The 19,914-nt window shown below is 66.6% G+C and carries 18 protein-coding genes; 13 read left to right on the forward strand and 5 right to left on the reverse strand.

The features are described from left to right. Nucleotides 1-142 precede the first annotated feature (142 nt). Entirely contained in the window at nt 143-730 is a 588-nt protein-coding gene (locus ACEPA4_RS08715) for a TetR/AcrR family transcriptional regulator (RefSeq protein ID WP_262089688.1), read from the forward strand. Between the two features lie 92 nt (nt 731-822). Beyond that, nucleotides 823-1,323, forward strand: coding sequence for a hypothetical protein (locus ACEPA4_RS08720; protein WP_262089687.1), 501 nt, complete (start codon nt 823-825; stop codon nt 1,321-1,323). Between the two features lie 11 nt (nt 1,324-1,334). Here the strand turns inward: ACEPA4_RS08720 and ACEPA4_RS08725 are convergent, their stop codons facing one another. From ACEPA4_RS08725 to ACEPA4_RS08735, 3 genes are all read right to left on the reverse strand, one after another. Beyond that, nucleotides 1,335-2,000, reverse strand: a complete 666-nt coding sequence (locus ACEPA4_RS08725) for a chemotaxis protein CheW (protein ID WP_374083028.1) — start codon at nt 1,998-2,000, stop codon at nt 1,335-1,337. Continuing rightward, complete coding sequence (locus ACEPA4_RS08730; RefSeq protein ID WP_065195955.1) at nt 1,900-2,343, reverse strand: BLUF domain-containing protein; 444 nt, start codon at nt 2,341-2,343, stop codon at nt 1,900-1,902. The genes ACEPA4_RS08725 and ACEPA4_RS08730 overlap by 101 nt, the downstream gene beginning before the upstream one ends. A 95-nt stretch (nt 2,344-2,438) precedes the next feature. Continuing rightward, on the reverse strand, nt 2,439-3,440 hold the full coding sequence (locus ACEPA4_RS08735; RefSeq protein ID WP_262089685.1) for a helix-turn-helix domain-containing protein: 1,002 nt from the start codon (nt 3,438-3,440) through the stop codon (nt 2,439-2,441). Between the two features lie 338 nt (nt 3,441-3,778). Between ACEPA4_RS08735 and ACEPA4_RS08740 the strand changes: the two genes are divergently transcribed. The 9 genes from ACEPA4_RS08740 to ACEPA4_RS08780 all read left to right on the forward strand — a co-directional run bounded on the left by ACEPA4_RS08740 (nt 3,779) and on the right by ACEPA4_RS08780 (nt 14,436). Beyond that, nucleotides 3,779-6,355: a TonB-dependent siderophore receptor gene (locus ACEPA4_RS08740; protein WP_262089684.1), complete on the forward strand. Its 2,577-nt coding sequence runs from the start codon at nt 3,779-3,781 to the stop codon at nt 6,353-6,355. A gap of 116 nt (nt 6,356-6,471) precedes the next feature. After that, nucleotides 6,472-7,053, forward strand: coding sequence for an FMN reductase (msuE, locus tag ACEPA4_RS08745; protein ID WP_065177488.1), 582 nt, complete (start codon nt 6,472-6,474; stop codon nt 7,051-7,053). Between the two features lie 156 nt (nt 7,054-7,209). Then, entirely contained in the window at nt 7,210-7,572 is a 363-nt protein-coding gene (locus ACEPA4_RS08750; protein WP_065197036.1) for a DUF3088 family protein, read from the forward strand. Between the two features lie 14 nt (nt 7,573-7,586). Then, the gene (locus ACEPA4_RS08755; RefSeq protein WP_005416278.1) at nt 7,587-8,564 is read left to right on the forward strand and encodes an MsnO8 family LLM class oxidoreductase; all 978 of its coding nucleotides are present in this window, start codon (nt 7,587-7,589) and stop codon (nt 8,562-8,564) included. 19 nt (nt 8,565-8,583) lie between these two features. Next, nucleotides 8,584-9,927 carry an LLM class flavin-dependent oxidoreductase gene (locus ACEPA4_RS08760; protein WP_262219617.1) on the forward strand — a complete coding sequence of 448 codons (1,344 nt, stop codon included), beginning with the start codon at nt 8,584-8,586 and terminating at the stop codon, nt 9,925-9,927. Nucleotides 9,928-9,931: 4 nt separating this feature from the next. Next, the gene (locus tag ACEPA4_RS08765) at nt 9,932-11,152 is read left to right on the forward strand and encodes a M20 aminoacylase family protein (protein WP_081280856.1); all 1,221 of its coding nucleotides are present in this window, start codon (nt 9,932-9,934) and stop codon (nt 11,150-11,152) included. After that, complete coding sequence (locus ACEPA4_RS08770; protein WP_065177493.1) at nt 11,149-11,700, forward strand: GNAT family N-acetyltransferase; 552 nt, start codon at nt 11,149-11,151, stop codon at nt 11,698-11,700. The genes ACEPA4_RS08765 and ACEPA4_RS08770 overlap by 4 nt, the downstream gene beginning before the upstream one ends. Beyond that, complete coding sequence (locus ACEPA4_RS08775; RefSeq protein ID WP_315973889.1) at nt 11,697-13,442, forward strand: amino acid ABC transporter permease/ATP-binding protein; 1,746 nt, start codon at nt 11,697-11,699, stop codon at nt 13,440-13,442. The genes ACEPA4_RS08770 and ACEPA4_RS08775 overlap by 4 nt, the downstream gene beginning before the upstream one ends. A 16-nt stretch (nt 13,443-13,458) precedes the next feature. Next, the gene (locus tag ACEPA4_RS08780) at nt 13,459-14,436 is read left to right on the forward strand and encodes an ABC transporter substrate-binding protein (RefSeq protein WP_262089680.1); all 978 of its coding nucleotides are present in this window, start codon (nt 13,459-13,461) and stop codon (nt 14,434-14,436) included. 174 nt (nt 14,437-14,610) lie between these two features. Here ACEPA4_RS08780 and ACEPA4_RS08785 read toward each other — a convergent pair whose 3' ends face one another. Then, nucleotides 14,611-17,730 (reverse strand): discoidin domain-containing protein, encoded by a 3,120-nt coding sequence (locus tag ACEPA4_RS08785; RefSeq protein WP_374083029.1) that lies wholly within the window; start codon nt 17,728-17,730, stop codon nt 14,611-14,613. Between the two features lie 236 nt (nt 17,731-17,966). Between ACEPA4_RS08785 and ACEPA4_RS08790 the strand changes: the two genes are divergently transcribed. Both ACEPA4_RS08790 and ACEPA4_RS08795 read left to right on the forward strand, forming a co-directional pair. After that, nucleotides 17,967-18,209: a hypothetical protein gene (locus tag ACEPA4_RS08790; protein ID WP_080104304.1), complete on the forward strand. Its 243-nt coding sequence runs from the start codon at nt 17,967-17,969 to the stop codon at nt 18,207-18,209. 33 nt (nt 18,210-18,242) lie between these two features. Next, nucleotides 18,243-18,740 (forward strand): AlpA family transcriptional regulator, encoded by a 498-nt coding sequence (locus tag ACEPA4_RS08795; protein ID WP_005416285.1) that lies wholly within the window; start codon nt 18,243-18,245, stop codon nt 18,738-18,740. A gap of 27 nt (nt 18,741-18,767) precedes the next feature. Here ACEPA4_RS08795 and ACEPA4_RS08800 read toward each other — a convergent pair whose 3' ends face one another. After that, complete coding sequence (locus ACEPA4_RS08800) at nt 18,768-19,844, reverse strand: MBL fold metallo-hydrolase (RefSeq protein WP_262089678.1); 1,077 nt, start codon at nt 19,842-19,844, stop codon at nt 18,768-18,770. Between the last annotated feature and the right edge of the window lie 70 nt (nt 19,845-19,914).

Consider the following 19,914-nt stretch of genomic DNA (forward strand, 5'->3'; position numbering starts at 1 on the left):
GGATGTGGTAGTGCCGGCCGCTGGCCGGCATCCCGGTGGAGTTGGGTGCGTGCAGTTGCCGGCCAGCGGCCGGCACTAGCAGATGCTGCCCACCCGGCTGCGGGGAGTTGACAGCGATTCAACCTACTAGTAGGTTGGCGGCATGAAAGAGTCGCTCTCGCCCAAAGCCCAGGAGATCCTGGCCCACGCCCGTTCGCTGCTGGAGGCCGGTGGCTACAACGGTTTCAGCTACGCCGACGTGTCGGCGCGGGTGAACATCAGCAAGGCCAGCATCCATCACCATTTCCCCAGCAAGGTGGACCTGGTGCGCACGGTGGTTGAGCTGTACCGGGCCGAGGCGCGCGAAGGCCTGGCGCTGCTGGACCGGCAGCTGGGCGACCCGCTGCAGGAGCTCAACGCCTATGTGGAGTACTGGTCCAGCTGCATTGCAGGGGGGACGTCGTCGTTCTGCATCTGCGCGATGCTGGCAGCGGAGGCGCCGATGATCCCTGCGGAGATTGCCGATGAAGTGCGCGGGCATTTCGAGGATCTGAGCGGGTGGCTGACGGTGACGCTGGAGAAGGGCGCGGCGCTGGGCCAGTTGCGCCTGCAGGGTTCCCCTGCGGACGAGGCCAGGGCGTTCATGTCCTCGGTGCACGGCGCGATGCTGGCCGCGCGCGGTTTTGGTGACGCGGCGACCTTCGCGGCACTGGCACGGTTGGCGATCGCGCGGGTGAGTGCGGCGCTCTGAGAGATGTGTGGTGGGCCTGCCGCGACGCGGGCCTTCTTTTTGAGTCCAATGCCTACCTACTAGTAGGTTCATTCTATCCCTGGAGATGTCCCATGTCCCACCCTCTGTCCACGCTTGGCGTGATCCATACCGCTGTCAGCCTGATCCCGGTGTTGAGTGGCCTGTATGCCTTCATTTGCCATCGCGCAATCGATCCCGCCACGCGCGCGGGCAAGCTGTACCTGGTGGGGCTGGTGCTGTCGGTGGCCACCTCGTTCACCGTGTCCAGCACGGGCGGGATCAACCCCGGCCACGCATTCGGGGTGATCGTGCTGCTGGTGGCATTCGGCGGCGTGCTGGCCGCGCGGCTGCGCTGGCTGGGGCGCGCAGCACCTTATGCATCGACGTTTGCGCTGTCTTTCAGCTTACTGCTGTCGTTGGTGCCCGGCGTCAACGAAACGCTGACCCGCGTGCCGGCAGCGCATCCGATTGCTGCCGCGCCGATGGCCCCGGTGGTGCTGCACACGCTGCTGGGATTGACGGTGGTGTTTGTGATCGGCTTTGCCGCGCAGTGCTGGCGCATGCGGTTTCAACCGGTTCGCAGGCGCCCTTGAGCAGAGGCGCCTCAGTCCCGCACCGCGAGCGCGGCCAGCAGCGACTGCGGTTCGATCAGCGCAGCCGAACGTGTGGCATCCACCCGAACGTGTCGGCTGCAGAAGTTGAACGGTCGACCCTGCGCCGGCGGGGCTGCGTCTGGAGATGCGTCCGATGTTTCGATTTCCAGCACTTCATCTACCGCCAGCGCCAGGGTTGCGGTGCCGGCGCTGATCAACAGCATGGCTGGGCTGCCGCCATCGAATGCCGGTTGCCCGCTGAGCCTGCGCAGGTCGGCCACCGGCAATGGCTGCCCTCGTACCTCCAGGTTCCGCCTGCCATGCTGATCTGCAGGGCCGAAGGTCTCGGGGCCGCGTATTTCCACGGCCACCTGTACGTCGATCGCGAACAGGGTCGTGCCTGCGCGCAGGACGACAACCTCGAACAACTCGGCGGGCGAGGCACGTGTTTCCGTTGAAGGTTGAGCAGGTACAGGCATGCTGTGGATCTGGCAGGAACGATGGGTAACGCGGCTTGAATGATGACGTGCGCAGGGAGCACGCGGCCGCGTGGGACTACGCGCGCAGGGCGGCGGTTCAGCTGGATCCGACGGACGCATGGTGCGCACTGAGCGGGCCGATGCGCGGAATGTGCGGACGCAGCAGGCCGACGAGCTGATCCATGCCCGGAACGGCATGGCCAAATTCGTCCCATCGCGCATTGACCAGGCCGGACACCACGACCTGCCCGGTCTCGATGCGGGTCATGGCCCAATAGGGAACCGCACGCGCGCTGATGGCCATGTCCAGTACCGGCACGACGGCAGCATGCGAGCGACTGTCATGGATGCGGCGCTTGACCGCCTCCAGGCCGTCGGGCGGGCCTTCGACGTACTGGAAAAACCGCTGCCCGTCGACGAGCAGCGCTCCGGTAACGTCCACGCGACGGTTGAACGTGGCAGAGCGGGACACGATCTGCCGGAGCATTTCATCGGAAAGCCCAGCCGACATGTGGCTGGAGTAGGCAAATGCGTGGAGCATGGAAGGGGCTTCTTGTGACGCCCGTCACTATACGTGGGTCGCCATAGCCTGCCGTGAGCCTTTCCTCACGCATCACCGGGGAGTGATGCGTTGGATCAGCAGCCCACCAACCGATCCGCGCCAATTCCGCCGCGATGCTGGCTGCGGTATTGGGTAGGACTGGCGTCCACCTGGCCGCGGAAGTGCCGGCGGAACGACTCCTGCGAACCAAAGCCGGCCTGCTCGGCAATCCACTGCAGCGGCCGGTCGGTGGTTTCCAGCAGCTCGCGGGCGAATGCCACGCGCTCGCGGATCAGCCAGTCGATGGGTGACAGGCCGGTGGCTTCCAGGAACTGCCGCTGCAGCGTGCGCTGGCTGAGCGCGGCCTGCTCGGCAAGACTGCCCAGCGAGTGCGGCTCGCGCAGGTTGCGGCGCATCCATTCCATCAGTTTTGCCAGACGCGAGGGCTCGCCATTCGGAATGGCGCGGCTGACACGCTGGCTGCGTTCGGCATCACGCCATGGCGCCAGTACCAGCCGCTCGGCCACCAGGTTGGCCACGCGCGCGCCGTAGTCCTTGCGCACCATGTGCAGCATCATGTCCATGCCGGTGGCCGAGCCGGCCGAGGTGATGACGTTGCCGGTGTCGACGTACAGCACGTCTTCGCGCACATCGATGCGCGGAAAGTCGCGTGCCAGCGCTTCGGTGAGACGCCAGTGGGTGGTGGCCGGGAGGCCATCGAGCAGCCCGGCCCAGGCCAGCACGAAGGCGCCAGAGCAGATCGAGGCGATGCGTGCGCCACGGGCGTGGGCGCGGACGAGTGCATCGAGCAGTGCCTGCGGCGGGCGTTCGCTGGGTTCGCGCCATCCGGGAATGACGATGATGTCGGCGTCATCAACAGTGCTGAGATCGTAGGGCAGCTGCACCTGTGCATTGCCGAGCATGCGCAGTGCACCGGGTTCACCCGCGCACAGCTGGGTGCGGTACCAGGCCACGCCGAGTTCCGGCCGCACAGGCGCGAACAGGCCTACCGCGCAGCCGAATTCGAACAGCCCCTGGCCGTGGCAGGCAACGATGGCGACGAGCGGTGCGGTGGGATCGGCGGGTGGGCTGGGCATGGCTTGATGCTACGGATGCAGACGCGTGGCGCTGCGTGGTGCGAGGGCATGAGGTGATGCCGGGCAGGCATATGGAGCGGTCGCTCCCTTCCTGTAGGCCCGCGCCCACACTCGGTTCAGTGCCGGCGGGGTGGATGCATCTGACGCCGTCGCGAAGAGCAGCCGAACGTGGGCTCGGCTCTACAGGCAGCAGCGCACCGTTGCGGCCACCTAACGTCATTACCAGCGGTCATGTGGGTGGCCGGATGTTACGGCTGGGTGACGCGATCGCGCCTGTCGCGGTGGGTGAACAGGCCCTTGAATGGAAGCGTGTTTCCGGCCCACCCCCACGAGCCCCCATGCCTGCTGCCCACGCCCCTGTGCTGAACACTCTCGCCGTCCTGATCGCCAGCGTTCTGGCCGCATCGCCTGGCCATGCGGCTGACGCCGATGCGGATCCTGCTGCCACCGCTGCAACGGCCAACGTGGCAGCGTCCACGCTGGATGCGGTGGTCGTTACCGGGTCGCGCACCAGCACGCGCACGGTGAAGAACAGTTCCACCCCGATCGATGTGATTTCCGCAGAGGACCTTGCTGCGACCGGCCAGGCCAACCTGCTGGAAGCGTTGCAGCGCAGCCTGCCGTCGCTGAGCCAGATCGGTGGCTACCAGAGCGACCAGGAGAGCCTGATCCGTGGCTACCAGCTGCGCAATCTCTCGCCGGGTTACACGCTGGTGCTGGTGAACGGCAAGCGCCGCAATGCCAGTGCCTATGTGAGCGGTGCCAACGGCGGCGGTTTCCCCGGCCATGCCTGGGCTGACCTGGCGTTGATTCCAGTCTCGGCGATCGACCATGTGGAAGTGCTGCGCGATGGCGCGTCGGCCATCTATGGTTCGGACGCGATCACCGGCGTGGTCAACGTGATCCTGAAATCGCAGGCACACGGTGGCGAGCTTTCCGTGGAAAGCGGGCAGAGCATTGATGGCGATGGCTCGCGCACCAGCGTGCGTGCCAACGTGGGCCTGCCGTGGGGCGCCGATGGCTTCGTCAACCTGTCCGGTGAGACCACGCGGCAGCACCACGCGATCCGTACCCGCCGTTACATCGATGGCTACCTGAGCTATCCGGCGGTAGATGCCAACGGCAATCTGGTCGCGCTGCGACCGAACAACCGGTTGCCGGCCGGCGCATCGCCGAACCCGGCCGAGGCCAACCGCGATGCCGAGGCCAACACCATCCTCAGTTCGCCATCGTATGTGCTGAAGGCGTTTGCGGTGAACGTGGGCCATGGCCTGGGCGAGAGCGCGCAGTTCTACGCCAATGCCACCGCCAGTGATCGCACCGCGCAGGCGATCCAGAATTTCCGCCTGCCGGCGACCATCTTCACCACCTACAAGGCGCCGGGTGTGCTGAGCGTGTTTCCCGATGGCTTCCTGCCAGTGCTGGAAACCAAGGAGAAGCAGTACACCGGCACCGCAGGTGTGAAAGGCCAGATCGCGGGTTGGGACTACGACGCCAGCCTGACCGGCAACCGCAGCACGGTACGCACCTATACCCGCAATTCGGTGAACTACTCGCTGCCGTACCCCGGTTCGCCCACTGACTTCTATGATGGCAAGCTGGACTACCAGCAGGGCATCGCCAACCTGGACCTGCGCCGTGGCTTCGAGGTGGCGGCATTCGCTTCGCCGCTGGAAGTGAGCGCCGGCGCCGAGTACCAGCACGAACAGTACGAACGCGGCGCCGGGCAGTGGGAGTCCTACATCGGCTTCGGTGCCGCCGCGTTCGTGGGCTACTCCACCGCCGATGCAGTGAAGGCCACCCGCAACAGCAAGGCGGTCTATGTGGGTGCGGCCGCCAACATCACCTCACGTTGGTATCTGGATGCGGCCGCGCGCTGGGAGGACCATTCCGACTTCGGCAGTGTCTCGACCGGCCGCCTGACCACCCGCTTCGATTTCACCGATGCGCTGGGTGTGCGCGCTACGGTCAGCAACGGCTTCCATGCGCCCAGCCTGGGCGCGCAGTTCTACCAGGCCACCGGCAGCTGCCCGTGCGGCACCACGCTGGTGGCACAGGTGTCTTCGCCGGCGGCGAATGCGTTGGGTGCCACACCGCTGAAGCCGGAAAAGGCCACCAACTACAGCCTGGGCGTGACCTGGGACCCGAGCCCGGCGTTCCACCTGGCCGTGGATGCCTACCAGATCGACATCCGTGGCCAGCTCGGTCAGTCCAGCCAGATCGGCTACAACGCACAGGATCCGGCGCGCATCACCGACAACAGCGGCACGGTGCTGAGCGCAGCGCAGAAGAACACCATCGATGCACTGCTGGGGTCGGCCGGCATCAGCATCCTGCCGGGTGATGCGTTCTATGCCAGCTACTTCACCAATGTGGGCAATACCCGCACACGCGGTGTCGAGCTGACCCTGGAAGCGAACCAGGAAACGGCGTGGGGCAAGCTGCGCTGGAGCTATGCGGCCAACGTCGGCCGCACCACGATCCGGAAGGTCAGTGATATTCCGGCGGCGCTGCAGGGGCTGCCCAATATCAACCTGCTGACCAAATCCAGCGAGTACGCACTGCGCTTCCGCACGCCCAGCTACACCCAGGTGGCGGGCTTGGGCTGGCAGAACGGGCGCTGGCGTTCGAATGTCGACTTCACCTACTACGGCCCGATCAAGCGCCTGAACAACGGCGTGGAATACAGGCAGCCGCCGGTGCTGGTGACCAACCTTTCAGGTGCGGTGGAGCTGGGTGCGGGCTGGAGCGCGGCGCTGGGCGTCAACAACGTGTTTGACAAGCGCACGCGCAGGGTGCCGGAGTACGCGCGCAGTGCTACCGATGTGGCCAGCATCGAGACGACGTGGGATTCGGGCGATGTGCTGAGCCGGATCGGGACGTTCTGGTACGGGCGGATCAATTACCGGTTCTGATCTGGAGCAGTCGAGCATGGCTCGACTCCACAAAGGCGAAAGCAGCCGAGCATGGCTCGGCTCTACACAAGGCGAAAGGCGGCCGGCGGTAGTTCGGCATCATCGAGGAGCAGTTCATGTCTTCTGCATTTAGGGTGGTTGCAGTGGTGGGGTCGCCGACCAGTTCGGCGACGTCGCGTACGTTGCTACTGGTGCGGCACCTGTTGGCGTCGCTGCAGCAGCGGGTGCACGCCAGCGTGGAGGTGGTGGAGCTGGCGCCGATCGCGCGCTCGCTGGGGCAGTCGTTGTCGCGCGATGAGGCGGAGCCTGCGGTGGAGCAGGCGCTGCAGACGATCGAGGCGGCCGAGCTGCTGGTGGTGGCCGCGCCGGTGTATCGGGGGTCGTATCCGGGGCTGTTCAAGCACCTGGTCGACTTCATCGGGCTGGAGGCGCTGGTGGATACACCGGTGCTGCTGGCGGCGACCGGTGGCAGCGAGCGCCATGCACTGGTGATCGACCACCAGTTGCGGCCGTTGTTCAGCTTCCTGCAGGCGCACACGCTGCCGATCGGGGTGTATGCCACGCCGGCCGACTTTGATGGCGAGCACCTCAACAGTGCAGCGTTGCAGGCCCGCATCGCGCTGGCGACCGAGCGTGCGGCCGGGCATCTGGCTACGCAGGCGCTGGCGGTAGCGGCGCCACTGCGACGCATCGCCTGATGCCATAACCGGCGGCGCTTTGCATATGGCCAAGGCGCATCTGCGTGGCCGGATCTGACCGCCGATTGTCGCCTGGCACCGCCACCGCAAGCACCGGCATCCCTAGCATCGAAATCGAAGCGGCATCGCATTGCCGGCCCTGATGAGGACACTCCCGTGGCGTTGGACGCAGCAAGCAAACCCATCCTGTTCCTGCTCGACCGCGAGTTCGAGGATGGCCAGATTCCTGGCCAGCGCTTCTTCTGCCGGCACAGCCTGCTGCTGGAAGGGGCGCTGTCGAGCATCGACGGCCTCGACGCGCAGCTGGACGTACGTCGCATTGGTTTCGCGCGGCCACGCCGCGAGGTGATCGCCGAGATCGGCGAGCAGGACCAGTCGTTGCCCAAGCTGGTGCTGCCGCAGGGCGTGCGCAGCGAGCTGGCCAGTGGCGCGCATCAGGACCGCCAGTACATCTCCGGTGCCGAGCCGATCCTGGCTGCGCTGAACGGATTGCTTGGCATTCCCGTGGCCCACCCCTGAGCGAGGACACGACCTTGAGCTATCTGATCAGCGTCTTGGACAAGAGCCCGGTGGCCGAAGGCGCCTCGCCAGAGCAGGCGCTGCGCAACAGCCTGCAGTTGGCGCAGCGTGCCGAGCAGCTGGGCTATCACCGGTACTGGTTTGCCGAGCATCATGCCGCGCCGGCGCTTGCCAGCCCGGCGCCGGAAGTGCTGGCCGCCTGGGTGCTGGCGCAGACCCGTCGCATCCGCATCGGCAGTGGCGGAGTGATGCTGCGCCACTATGCGCCGTACAAGGTGGCCGAGAGCTTCAACCTGCTGGCGGCGTTGGCACCGGGGCGCGTGGATCTGGGCGTGGGCAAGGCGCCCGGTGGCCTGCCAGCATCGACCGCCGCGCTGGCGGCGGGACGCCCGGCATTCGCCGATTTCGACCAGCAGCTGCGCGACCTGGAGGGCTATCTGTCCGGTGCCGCAACCGAGGCGCTGGCGCGCCCGATTCCACAGCAGGCGCCGGAGCGCTTCCTGCTCGGTGCCAGCCCGCAGAGTGCGCAGCAGGCGGCCGAGCTCGGCTGGCGCTTCGTGTATGCCGCGCACTTTGATGGCGACCCGAAACACATCGAGGCCGCGTTCGACGCCTACCGCGGTGTCTCCACGCAACCGCCGTTGCTGGCCACGGTGGCCTTCGCCGCGCCGACTGCCGAAGCAGCCGCACGCCATATCGGTGCGCTGCGCGTCTACAAGCTGCATCTTGGCCCGGGGCAGACAGTGAACCTGCCCAGCCCCGAGGCAGCTGCCGAGTATGCACGCCAGGTAGGTGTGGCGGACTTCCGCATCGAGGAAACACGGCCAAGCGTGCTGTCCGGCGATGCGCAACAGGTACGCGGCGAACTGGATGCGCTGCACCGACGCTTCGGCGTGGGTGAGTTCATCCTCGACGCGCCGGTGGCCGACCTCGACGCACGCCTGACATCCCTCGAACTGCTGTCGCCCGCGCCGCGCGCGGCGGTGGCCTGACCTGCAGGAGCGATCCCCAATGAGCACGACCGCGCGCCACATTCCGTTCGGCATCATGCTGCAGGGCCCCGGCAGCCACATGCATGCCTGGAAGCATCCGTCCAATCCGGCTGATGCCAGCGTCAACCTGCAGTTCTACATCGACATCGCGCGCACCGCCGAGGACAACGGCATCGCCTTCGGCTTCGTGGCCGACGGCCTGTACATCAACGAGAAGTCGATCCCGCACTTCCTCAACCGCTTCGAGCCGATCTCGCTGCTGTCGGCACTGGCCACGGCAACGAAGAAGATCGGCCTGGCCGGCACGCTGTCGACCTCCTACAGCGACCCGTTCACCGTGGCTCGCCAGTTCGCCTCGCTGGATCTGCTCAGCGGCGGCCGCGCCGGCTGGAACGTGGTGACCTCGCCGTTGGAGGGTTCGGGCCGCAACTATGGCCGGCCACACCCGGAACATGCGCTGCGCTACCAGATCGCCGATGAGTACCTGGACGTCGTGCAGGGGCTGTGGGATTCGTGGGACGACGACGCCTTCGTGCGCGAGCGCGACAGCGGTACATTCTTCGCGCCGGAAAAGTTCCGCCGCCTCGACCACAAGGGCCGCTTCTTCCAGGTGGAAGGGCCGCTCAACATCCAGCGTTCGCCACAGGGCCAGCCGGTGATCTTCCAGGCCGGTTCGTCCGACGACGGCATCGCGCTGGCCGGCAAGTATGCCGACGCGGTGTTCACTCATTCGCCGTCGCTGGAAGAAACCCGCGCGTTCACCCAGAAGGTGAAGAACTCGGCGATCGCGCATGGCCGCAGCGCCAACGATGTGAAAATCTTCCCGGGCATCGGCCCCATCGTCGGCCGCACGGCCGAAGAGGCCGAAGCCAAGTACCAGGCGATTGCCGCACTGGCCACGCTTGAGGATGCGCTGGCGTACCTGGGGCGCTTCTTCGATCACCATGATTTCAGCCAGTACGATCCGGACGCGCCCTTCCCGGAGTTGGGTGACATTGGCAGCAACTCGTTCCGTTCCACCACCGATCGCATCAAGCAGGATGCGCGAGAAAAGGGGCTGAGCCTGCGCCAGGTGGCACTGGAAGCAGTGAGCCCACGGCCGAACTTCATCGGCACACCGGAGCACGTGGCCGATGAGCTGATCCGCTGGTTCGATGCCGGTGCCAGCGATGGCTTCATTCTCGGCTTCGCCGCGCAGCGCGAGGGCCTGGACGATTTCGTGACCCAGGTGCTGCCGATCCTGCAGGCGCGCGGCTACCACCAGCGCGGGCTGGAAGGACAGACCCTGCGCGAGCATCTGGGTCTGCCGTACAAGGCCAGCCGCTATTCGACCGACGCCGAACCGGCGCGGAAGGTGGGGTAGGGCGATGAGCGGAGAAACTGCGGCAGCACCGGGCCACGCCCGGCGGAATCCCGCGTCCATCGGCGTGCTGCCGGAAATTGCAGCACGCGCCGAGGCCGCCATCGCGATCCGCCATGACCTGCACCAGCACCCGGAGCTGGCCTTCGAGGAGCACCGCACCAGTGCCCGCGTGGCCGAGCTGCTGCAGCAATGGGGCTATGAGGTGACCACCGGCCTCGGTGGCACCGGCGTAGTCGGCACGCTGCAGCGCGGGCAGGGAAGCCGTCGCCTGGGCCTGCGTGCCGACATCGATGCGCTGCCGATCCGCGAGGACTCCGGCCTGGCCTACGCCAGCCAGACCGAGGGCCTGATGCATGCCTGCGGCCACGATGGGCATACCGCGATCCTGCTGTCCGCTGCGCACTATCTGGCCCATCACGGCAATATCGACGGCACCCTGCAGCTGGTGTTCCAGCCTGCGGAAGAAACCGGTTCGGGTGCATCGAAGATGCTTGCCGACGGCCTGTTCGAGCGCTTCCCGGTGGATGCGATCTATGGGCTGCACAATTGGCCCGGCGTACCAGTCGGCCACTTCGGCTTCGTCGATGGCCCGGCGATGGCGTCGGTGGACTGGGCGCGGCTGAAGGTGATCGGCAAGGGCGGCCACGGTGCCGAGCCGCAGGGCAGCGTGGATCCGATCCTGGCGGCAGCGCACATCGTCACCGCGCTGCAGAGCGTGGTGTCGCGCAATGTCGATCCGCGGCAGATGGGCGTGGTCACCGTCGGCTCAATCCACGGTGGGCAGGCTGCCAATGTGATTCCGGATGTGGTCGAGCTGAAGCTGACCGTGCGCGCCTACCTGCCCGAGGTGCGCGACACGCTGCGACGCCGGGTCACGGAACTTGCCGAGCAGACCGCCGCCGCGTTCGGCGCGCGCGCCGAGATCGAGTTCCCGCGCGGCTTCCCCAGCGTGATCAACCACCCGCAACAGACGGCCTATGTCCGCAAGGTGGCGGTGCAGTGCTTCGGCGCCGAACAGGTGGTGCCCGGCTTCGCACCGCGCACCGCCAGCGAGGACTTTGCCTTCCTGCTGCAGGCGCGGCCCGGCAGCTTCGTGTTCGTCGGCAACGGCGACAGTCCACCGTTGCACAGCCCGCGCTATGTGTTCAACGACGCCGCCATTGCACCCGCTGCCAGCCTGTGGGCGCGGCTGGCCGAAGACTACCTGGTGAAGGACGTGGCATGAGCAACAACGAACGCTTCCTCTATACCTCGGTCGATGACCCGCTGGCGCGGCCGCTGTTCGCTGGCCTGGAACAGGAGTACGACCGCCGTTACGCCGACGTGCGCCGACGCATCGGTGGCAGCGCCCGCGAGGAGCTGCAGCGCTATCCGGCGCAGGCCTTCGCGGCGCCGGTAGGGGCCTTCGTACTGTTGCTGCGCGACGGTGTGGCGATCTCTGGCGGCGCCTTCATGCCGCACCGCGATCCAGACACCGCCGAATTCAAGCGCATCTGGACGCTGCCGGGGTTGCGACGCCAGGGCATCGCGCGGCGCGTGCTGCAGGAACTGGAAGAACAGGCGGCACGCCAAGGCTATCGGCGTGTGTTCCTGACCACCGGCTTCCGCCAGCCCGAAGCTGTCGGCCTGTACCTCAGCCATGGCTACACCGCGCTGTTCGATCTGGATGCAGATCCGGAAACCGTCGCGCACCTGCCCTTCGAGAAGCACCTGCGGGCGACGACGCCTGTCGTTACCCCTGCACAGGCACTGCTGCACGGAGCCCACGCATGAGCACACCGTCGACCGCGCTGGAGGGCATCGCCGCTCGTCCGGCGCCCGGACAGGCACTGAAGATCGTGCCGGCCCGGCATCCGCTGCAGGTCTTCGGCACGGTGCTGGCACTGGCGCTGATCCTGATCGGGCTGCAGTCCGTGCTGGGCAATCCGCGCTGGGGTTGGGGCACCTTCGCCGAGTGGTTCTTCGCACGCCCGGTGCTGGAAGGCCTGGGTCGCACGCTGCTGCTGACCGCGCTTGGCACCGGCCTCGGTTTCGCGCTGGGTACGCTGCTCGCGCTGGCACGCGTCTCCGGTTCGCCGCTGCTGTCGGCGGTGTCGTGGGGCTATGTGTGGCTGTTCCGCTCGATCCCGCTGCTGGTGCTGTTGCTGCTGCTGAACAACCTGGGCTATCTATACAGCACCATCGAGCTGGGCGTGCCGTTCACCGGCATCAGCCTGTTCTCGTACCCGACCACGCAGCTGATCGGCGTGTTCACCGCCGCGGTGCTGGGCCTGACCCTGAACCAGGCAGCGTTCTCGGCCGAGGTGATCCGCGGTGGCATCCTCTCGGTCGACCACGGCCAGTACGAGGCCGCGGCCGCGCTCGGCCTGCCGCGTGGCCGCCAGGTGCGCCGCATCATCCTGCCGCAGGCGATGCGTTCGATCCTGCCGGCGGCGTTCAACGATGTGATCGGCCTGGCCAAGAGCACCTCGGTGGTCTACGTGCTGGCGCTGCCGGAGCTGTTCTACACCGTGCAGGTGATCTATCGGCGCAACCTGGAAGTGGTGCCGCTGCTGATGGTGGCCACGGTCTGGTACCTGGTGATCCTGACCGTGTTGTCGCTGCTGCAGCGGCGCGTGGAACAACGCTTCGCGCGCGGCCAGCTGCAGCGCGAGCGCTCGGTGTCGCAGGTGTCGTCACCGGTGCGGACACCCAGTGATGCTGCGCCGCGCGTGGCCAACCGCCCGCGCATCGCCGCGCAGGTGGATGCCGGCGAGGGCGCGGCGGTGTCGCTGCACGGCGTAGGCAAGGTGTTTGGCGACCAGCCGGTGCTGGAGGATGTGAACCTGGACCTGCGCGCCGGCAGCGTGACGGTGCTGATCGGCCCATCGGGCGCCGGCAAGTCCACGCTGCTGCGGCTGATCAACCACCTGGAGCGTGCCGACAGCGGCTACGTGACCGTCGGCGGCCAGTTGATCGGCTACCGCCGTGACGGTGACACCCTGTACGAACTGCCCGAGCGTGAGATCCGCCGTCGGCGTGCCGAGGTGGCCATGGTGTTCCAGGGCTTCAATCTGTTCCCGCACCTGACCGCGCTGGAGAACATCATCGAGGCACCGATCGCGGTACGTGGCGTGCCACGTGCGAAGGCCGAACAACAGGCGCGCACGCTGCTGGAGCGGGTCGGCCTGGCCGACAGGGCCGATGCCTTCCCGCGCCAGCTGTCCGGTGGCCAGCAGCAGCGCATCGCGATTGCCCGCGCGCTGGCGCTGCAGCCGAAGGTGCTGCTGTTCGACGAACCCACGTCGGCGCTGGATCCGGAACTGGTGGCCGAGGTGCTGAGCGTGATCGAAGAACTGGCCCGTTCCGGTACCACGCTGGTGATCGTCACCCATGAGCTGAGCTTCGCCCGCCGCGTGGCCGACCACGTGGTGATGATGGACCAGGGCCGGGTGATCGAGCAGGGCACGCCCGACGCAGTGTTCGAGCAGCCGCGCCAGCAACGCACGGCCGATTTCCTGGCCAAGACCCTATAACCCCGGAAGGAGCACCATGAGTCGTGCAGCATCGCGTCGTCCCTCGCGCAGCACCCTGTTGATCGTGGCGGTGCTGGTCATCGGCATTGCCGGTATCGTCTACTCGCGCGTGCGCCAGGCACCGGATGCAGGCGCCGTGGTAGCGACCAGCCTGGCCGGCGCGAACACGGCCGTCCTGAAGGGCACCTTCGACTCGAAGGCGAAGGCGTTGATCCCCGCCGGTTATCAGTTCGTCACCCCTGGGGCGTTTACCGTGGCCACCCATCCGGGGCAGCTGCCGCTGGCCGACTACGGCGCCGACAGCAAGGACGTGGTCGGCATCGAGCCGGACATCGCGCGGCTGATCGCCGATGCGTTGGGCCTGAAGCTGGTGATCGTGCCGGTCGCGTGGGCGGACTGGCCGCTGGGGCTGGAATCGGGCAAGTACGATGCGGTGCTGTCGAACGTGACGGTGACCGAAGAGCGCAAGAAGAAGTTCGACTTCTCCAGCTACCGCTACGATCTTCTGGGCATCTATACGCGCAGCGACGGGCCCATCCAGAAGATCGAAAAGCCCGCTGATGTGGCCGGGCTGAAAGTGGTGGTGGGTGCCAGCACCAACCAGGACCAGATCCTGCGGCAGTGGGACCGGCAGAACATTGCGGCCGGGCTGAAGCCGGTGGAGTACCAGTACTTCGACGACGCCGTGGTCGGCCGCTTGGCGGTGATCACTGGCCGCGCCGATGTCTCGTTCGAGCCCAATGCCACCGGCGCCTACTCGGCACGCGATGGCAAGGTGCGGCGCGTGGGCCTGTTCCCCGGTGGCTGGCCGAACGCTGCGGCGATCTCGGTGACCACGCGCAAGGGCAGCGGCCTGGCCGATGCGGTGACGCAGGCGTTGAACACCCAGATCGGCAGCGGCACCTATGCGCAGGCATTGGCGCGCTGGAACCTGGCCGAGGAGGCGGTGCCGCAATCGCAGACCAATCCGCCGGGGTTGCCGACGCTGCAATGACACCGGGCGTGGCCCGGCGCTACCGCTGCTTCTGTAAAGCCGAGCCATGCTCGGCTGCAGTTCGCGCGGTGCGCGATGAGTCGAGCATGGCTCGACTCTGCAGGAGCATCCACCCATCGCGTGGATCTACTGGTGGAGTCTGCTTTCCGTAGAGCCGAGCCATGCTCGGCTGCTCTACCAACGCGCCTCCAGCGTTCTGAATGGTCTTGCCAGGCGCACGCCCTCCGCATCGAACGCGGTAACGTCGCGCCCATCCACACGCACGGTCTTCGGCATCGTCCGCGCCGGCCACCAGACCTTCACCGCCGTCCCACTGCGCAGGCCCTTGCCCAGCGTGATCGATAGCGTGCCGTCGCGTTGCCGTGCCTGCATCTGCAACGTGCCATACGCGGTGGGCAGGCGTTCCACCGCCAATCCATCGCCCGCCACCCACGAGGGGGGCGTGCCCGGCAGCAGTGAGAGCGCATCATCGTCTTCGCGCATCAGCATGCCGAACAGCGTGCGGCCGTATTCGGCACCGATCCAGGTGTGCGGCATGTCGCCCAGGTAGCGAGGAAAGCGCAGGCGTGAGTGCACGACCTCGGCCAGCACCTGCCACTGAAGCGGGCGCCGGTCATGCAGCAGCCCCTGCAGCAGCTCATCGGCGACCTGCGGCTGGCCCAGGTGTACGTAACTCAGCACGTTGCGGATCTCGTACGGTGTGTACGCGTACAGCGCACCGGGCTGGCTGCGCTTGCGCACGTCCTCCAGATAGCGCGCAAAGGTTGTCCGCAGCGCGTCGGCGGGCAACACGCTCTGTGCGCCGGTCGGGTCCAGTGCGATCGAAACGCCGGTGGGATCGCCATCGCCCAGGTCGGCCGAGGAGGGAATGAAGTCGATGCCCTTCCACGCCATCGTCGCCCGGATCGAGGCATGCAGTGCGTCGTAGAGCAGCTTGTATTGTTCGCGCGCCCAGGCTGCGGTCTCGTGGTCGCCCAGCGATTCGGCCAGCCAGGCACCGTCGTGCCAGCCCTTCAGGCCCCAATAGTCGTCCCAATAGCTGTGGGTGGGCGACGGGTAGCCCTCATGGCTGATCGACGGCGCAAGAATGCCTGCGAACCGTTCCGGCGAAGGCTGGTCAGCCTTGTAACCGGGCACCAGCGTGCGCTCGCGCAGCTCCTGCAGGAAGCGCAGCGCCGCTTTCACCTTCGGCAGATAGCCACGCACAGACTCGGGGCCGCCGTCCAAGCGCGCGACATCGGCCACCAGCGCGACGTACTGGCCCTGACTGTCGTACTCGATGTCTGATCCAAAGCCGGTGTTGACGCTACCATCGTCGTTGAGGATCGGTGAGACCAGGCCGTTGGGATGCACGCCGTGCTCGCTGTACCAGGCCAGGTAGGCGCGCGCCACGCGGGCTTCCCCCATGCGCAGCAGCACCGCCGAGGTGGCCATGCCGTCGCGGATGAAGGAACGGTTGTAGTTGCGCGGGCCGGGCTGCATGGCTGGACCGGTCTGGTTGATCAGCATGTAGGCGGCCTGCGCGCGCAGCATGTCCACCAGCGACGGATCGGGCAGGCGCAGGCCGACCTGGCCCAGCCGTGCCTGCCAGTCCGCAGACGCCTGCGTGGCCAGTGAATCAAACGCCGCATTGGCATCGTGGGGCAGCGTGGCCAGATCCAGCGCAGGCGCTTCGGGCAGCACGCCATTGGCATCGGCGGCGGCGGTGCCCAACGGGAACGCGACCACGACGGCATCACTGGTTCCCGGCGCCAACGAGACGCGGTAGTTCAATGCAGCCGAGGCAAGCCCCTGATCATCACGCACCTGTTGCGTGGAAGGCAGCTGGCCGGCAGCGAGGGTCGCGGTGATCTCCGTTGCGCCATCCTTGCCGAATGGCGCCGCACCCGACGCAGCCACCGGCGTGAGCGACTGCAGCAGCGTGCGGCCATTGATACGCAGGGCTTGCCCGTCGATGGTGACCTCGCGGACCGGGGACAGCCCGCCGTTCTGCCACGGTGGATTCATCTGCATCGGGCGCACCACCAGGCTGAGCGTGCCTTCGATCTTGGTGCTTCCCGTGTTCTGCAGCCGATGCCGCAGGAAGGTCACCGGCTGGCCATCGCGCTCGATGGCGAATACTTCACTGCGCAGCTGCAGGCCGGGTTGCGGTGACCAGGTGGCAGAGGGCATCGGCTTCCAGCCGTCGCGCAGGGCATGCTGCATTGCCTGCCCGGCGGCACCTGCGGCGCGCCCGTCAGCGCTACGCCAGATCGGCTGCACCAGTGGCGCGCCCTTGAAGGCTTCCAGGTTGCCGTACTCGTCGAAGATCGATTTCTGTCGTCCTGCATGCACACCCACGGCCGTCCAGTAGGTCTGCTGCATCTGCAGCGAGGCCGGGAACAACGCGCGCTGGGCGCCGCTGGCAACGATCTGATACTGCTTCATCGGCGTCATCACGGCTTTAGGACCGAGCAGGCGCAGGCGTGCGATCCGTGGCGCAGCGCCGTCCACGCTCAGGCGGAAAGCACGCAATGGCTGTGCTGCAGTGGCGGCCAGCCAGCTTTGCCGGTGACTGGCCGCCTGTGCATCGTGTGCGAGGTCCTGCCAACGGCCCTGTGCATCCTGCGCCTGTAGTCGGGCGGCGCCTCGTGCGCCATCGGCCCAGTCGACCACCAGGCCAGCCGTTGATTGGGCCTGCGGCAGCGTGATCTCGAACGTATGGGATCCATTTGCCCCGGCCGGCATCGCGACGGTGCCGCCGCCTTGCCAGAGCGCCGCTGCCTGCGTTGCATCGATACCGCTGATGCGTGCGCTGAGCGTGCTGTCCAGCGGCTCCATCTCGAAGATCGACACGCCCCAATCGGAAGTGCGCTGCGGGCTGGCCAGCCGCAGGTAGCGCGCCTGGCGCGGCGCGAAGTACAGCGTTTCCACATCGCCCAGCGAATCGGCCATCGTGTACGCGGTCTGCCACTGCCTGCCATCCATTGAGGTCTGCAGTGAATAGCCTTCCGGGTTCGATACGTCCCAGGTGAGGCGTGCGCCGGCCAGCAGGGTGGGCGCGCCCAGGTCGATCTGGAACCAGTGGCCCGGACTGAACGCGCCGCCGGTAACGGTCTTCGGGTTGCCGTCGATCAGGTGGCTGATCGCCATCGCCGGCACTTGCTGCGAGGAACTGCTGGCCTGCCATTGGCTGCGCGGGGGAAGGGTCTGTGCCTGTGCGCTGGAGGCCAGGGCGGCCAACAGCAGGGCAGCGGCAGGGCGCAATGGGAAGAACGGTGTGGAAACCTTGTAGCGTTCGGCGCGCAATGTCATTACGGACAGCCTCGCAGGTTCGACCGGAATCGGGCGAGCGCTACGCTAGCAAGGGATGTAAACGGTTACATGACGCACTGCAGCGCCGCTGGACGCTGGCGCTGCCATCACGGGAGGGCTGACGGATGTGGCTCTGGACGTGTAGCGCGGATTGGCTAGGGCACGTCGAAAGTCCGTCCACGTGGTTGTCATTTGACAACCAATGTGAGCCGTGTGCAGACTATGGAGAACAAGGAATGTCTCGAGCGCGTCATCCAGACAAGGACATCGAAGCGGCGTTGCAGTTCGCGGAGGATCGTGGGTGGAGGCTCCGTATGGCGGGCGGCCATGCGTGGGGCCGGATGTATTGCCCTTACAACGACACCGATTGCCGATGCGGGGAGTTCTGCATCGTCAGCATCTGGAGCACACCGCGTAGCGGCAGCCATCATGCAAGGGCCTTGCGGCGTGTGGTCGAGAACTGCAGTCGTGAGCAATGAGATCTCGCTTCGTCAGAAGCGAAGGGGTCAATCATGGAATTCAACTTCACCCTGAAGTACCGCTTGCCGGACACAGGTATTGAAATCGGTGTCCTCGAGCAGCGCCTGGCCGAAGGCGGCTGTGACGACGCGCTTGTGGGCCTTGGGCTGCCGGGACGGCTGGCCTTGGCGTTCTGCCGCGAAGCAGATAGCGCAGGGGCTGCCCTGCGTTCGGCGCTGGACGATGTGCAGCGGGCCGTGCCCGGTGCCGAACTGGTTGAAGTGAGCCCCGATCTGGTTGGGCTCACTGACGTCGCAGACCTGCTCGGAATGTCGCGCCAGAACATGCGGAAGCTCATGCTGGCCAACCCGCAGTCGTTTCCATCCCCCGTGCATGACGGCTCAACCTCGATCTGGCATCTCGTCGACATTCTCGGTTGGCTGCGAGCGCGCGGCAGCGGGAAAGTCACGACGGAAATGACCGAGCTCGCCGCCGCTGCGCTACAGATCAATCTGGCCCGGGAAGGGCGCAGGCTTCACCCGAAGACGTAGCGGCGGCCAGAATTGTAGCCCACCGCATTACAGCTCCACCGTCTCCCACCAGCGCGTACCTGCCTGCGGCGCCTGCATGTCCAGTGCTTCGCCCATCATCGGCGTAGCCACTGCAACATTGTTTGCAACGGCCAGCGCGGTGATGCGTTCGAATGGCTGCTGCCATGCGTGCAGGGCCAGGTCGAAGGTGCCGTTGTGGATCGGCAGCAGCCACTTGCCGCGCAGGTCCAGGTGCGCCTGCAGCGTCTGTTCCGGTTGCATGTGCACGAATGCCCAGCGCGGATCATAGGCGCCGGTCTCGATCATGGTCAGGTCGAACGGACCGTATTTCTCGCCGATGGCCTTGAAGCCGTCGAAGTAGCCGGTGTCGCCGCTGAAGAAAATGCGGAAGTCACCGTCCTGGATCACCCATGAAGCCCACAGGCTGCGGTCGCTGTCACCCAGCCCGCGGCCGGAGAAGTGCTGGCCCGGGGTCGCGGTCAGGCGCAGGCCGTTGGCTTCGGTGGATTGCCACCAGTCCAGCTGCTCGACCTTGCGCGCATCCACCCCCCACGCGACCAGCTGGTCGCCGACGCCGAGCGGTGCAATGAAGCACGCGGTCTTGCCGGCCAGCTGCATGACCGCGGCATGGTCCAGGTGGTCATAGTGGTTGTGCGAGAGGATCACACCGGCGATCGGCGGCAGCGCGTCGATGCTGATCGGCGGTGCATGGAAGCGTGCGGGCCCCATCCACTGCACCGGCGAGGCGCGCTCGGAGAACACCGGATCGGTCAGCCAGTACTGGCCACGCAGCTTCAGCAGGATCGTGGAGTGCCCCAGCCGGAACAGGCTGCGATCCGGTGCGGCGTCCAGCGTGGCGCGGTCCAGCGGCTTCACCGGAATCGGGTGCGCGGGCACGGTGCCCTTGGGCTTGTTGAACAGGAACGTCCACCAGATCTCCGCGCCGTCGCGCAGGCCCATCGCCGGACGGGGCAGGGCATTGCGGAACTTGCCATCACGGTACTGCGGCGAATCGGGGAAGTCGGGAAGGGACCAGGACTTGCAGAAGGTGTAGGTGGTCACGGCGAGGATTCCGAGCAGGAGGACAAGGAGCAGGCGCTTCATGGGTGACGTATGCTGGGTACACTGCACAGTGTAGTTTCGTGTTTTTTAAAAGTACACTGTCGAGTGTAAA

Source organism: Stenotrophomonas sp. P2112, assembly GCF_041897515.1.
GTDB lineage: Bacteria > Pseudomonadota > Gammaproteobacteria > Xanthomonadales > Xanthomonadaceae > Stenotrophomonas > Stenotrophomonas sepilia.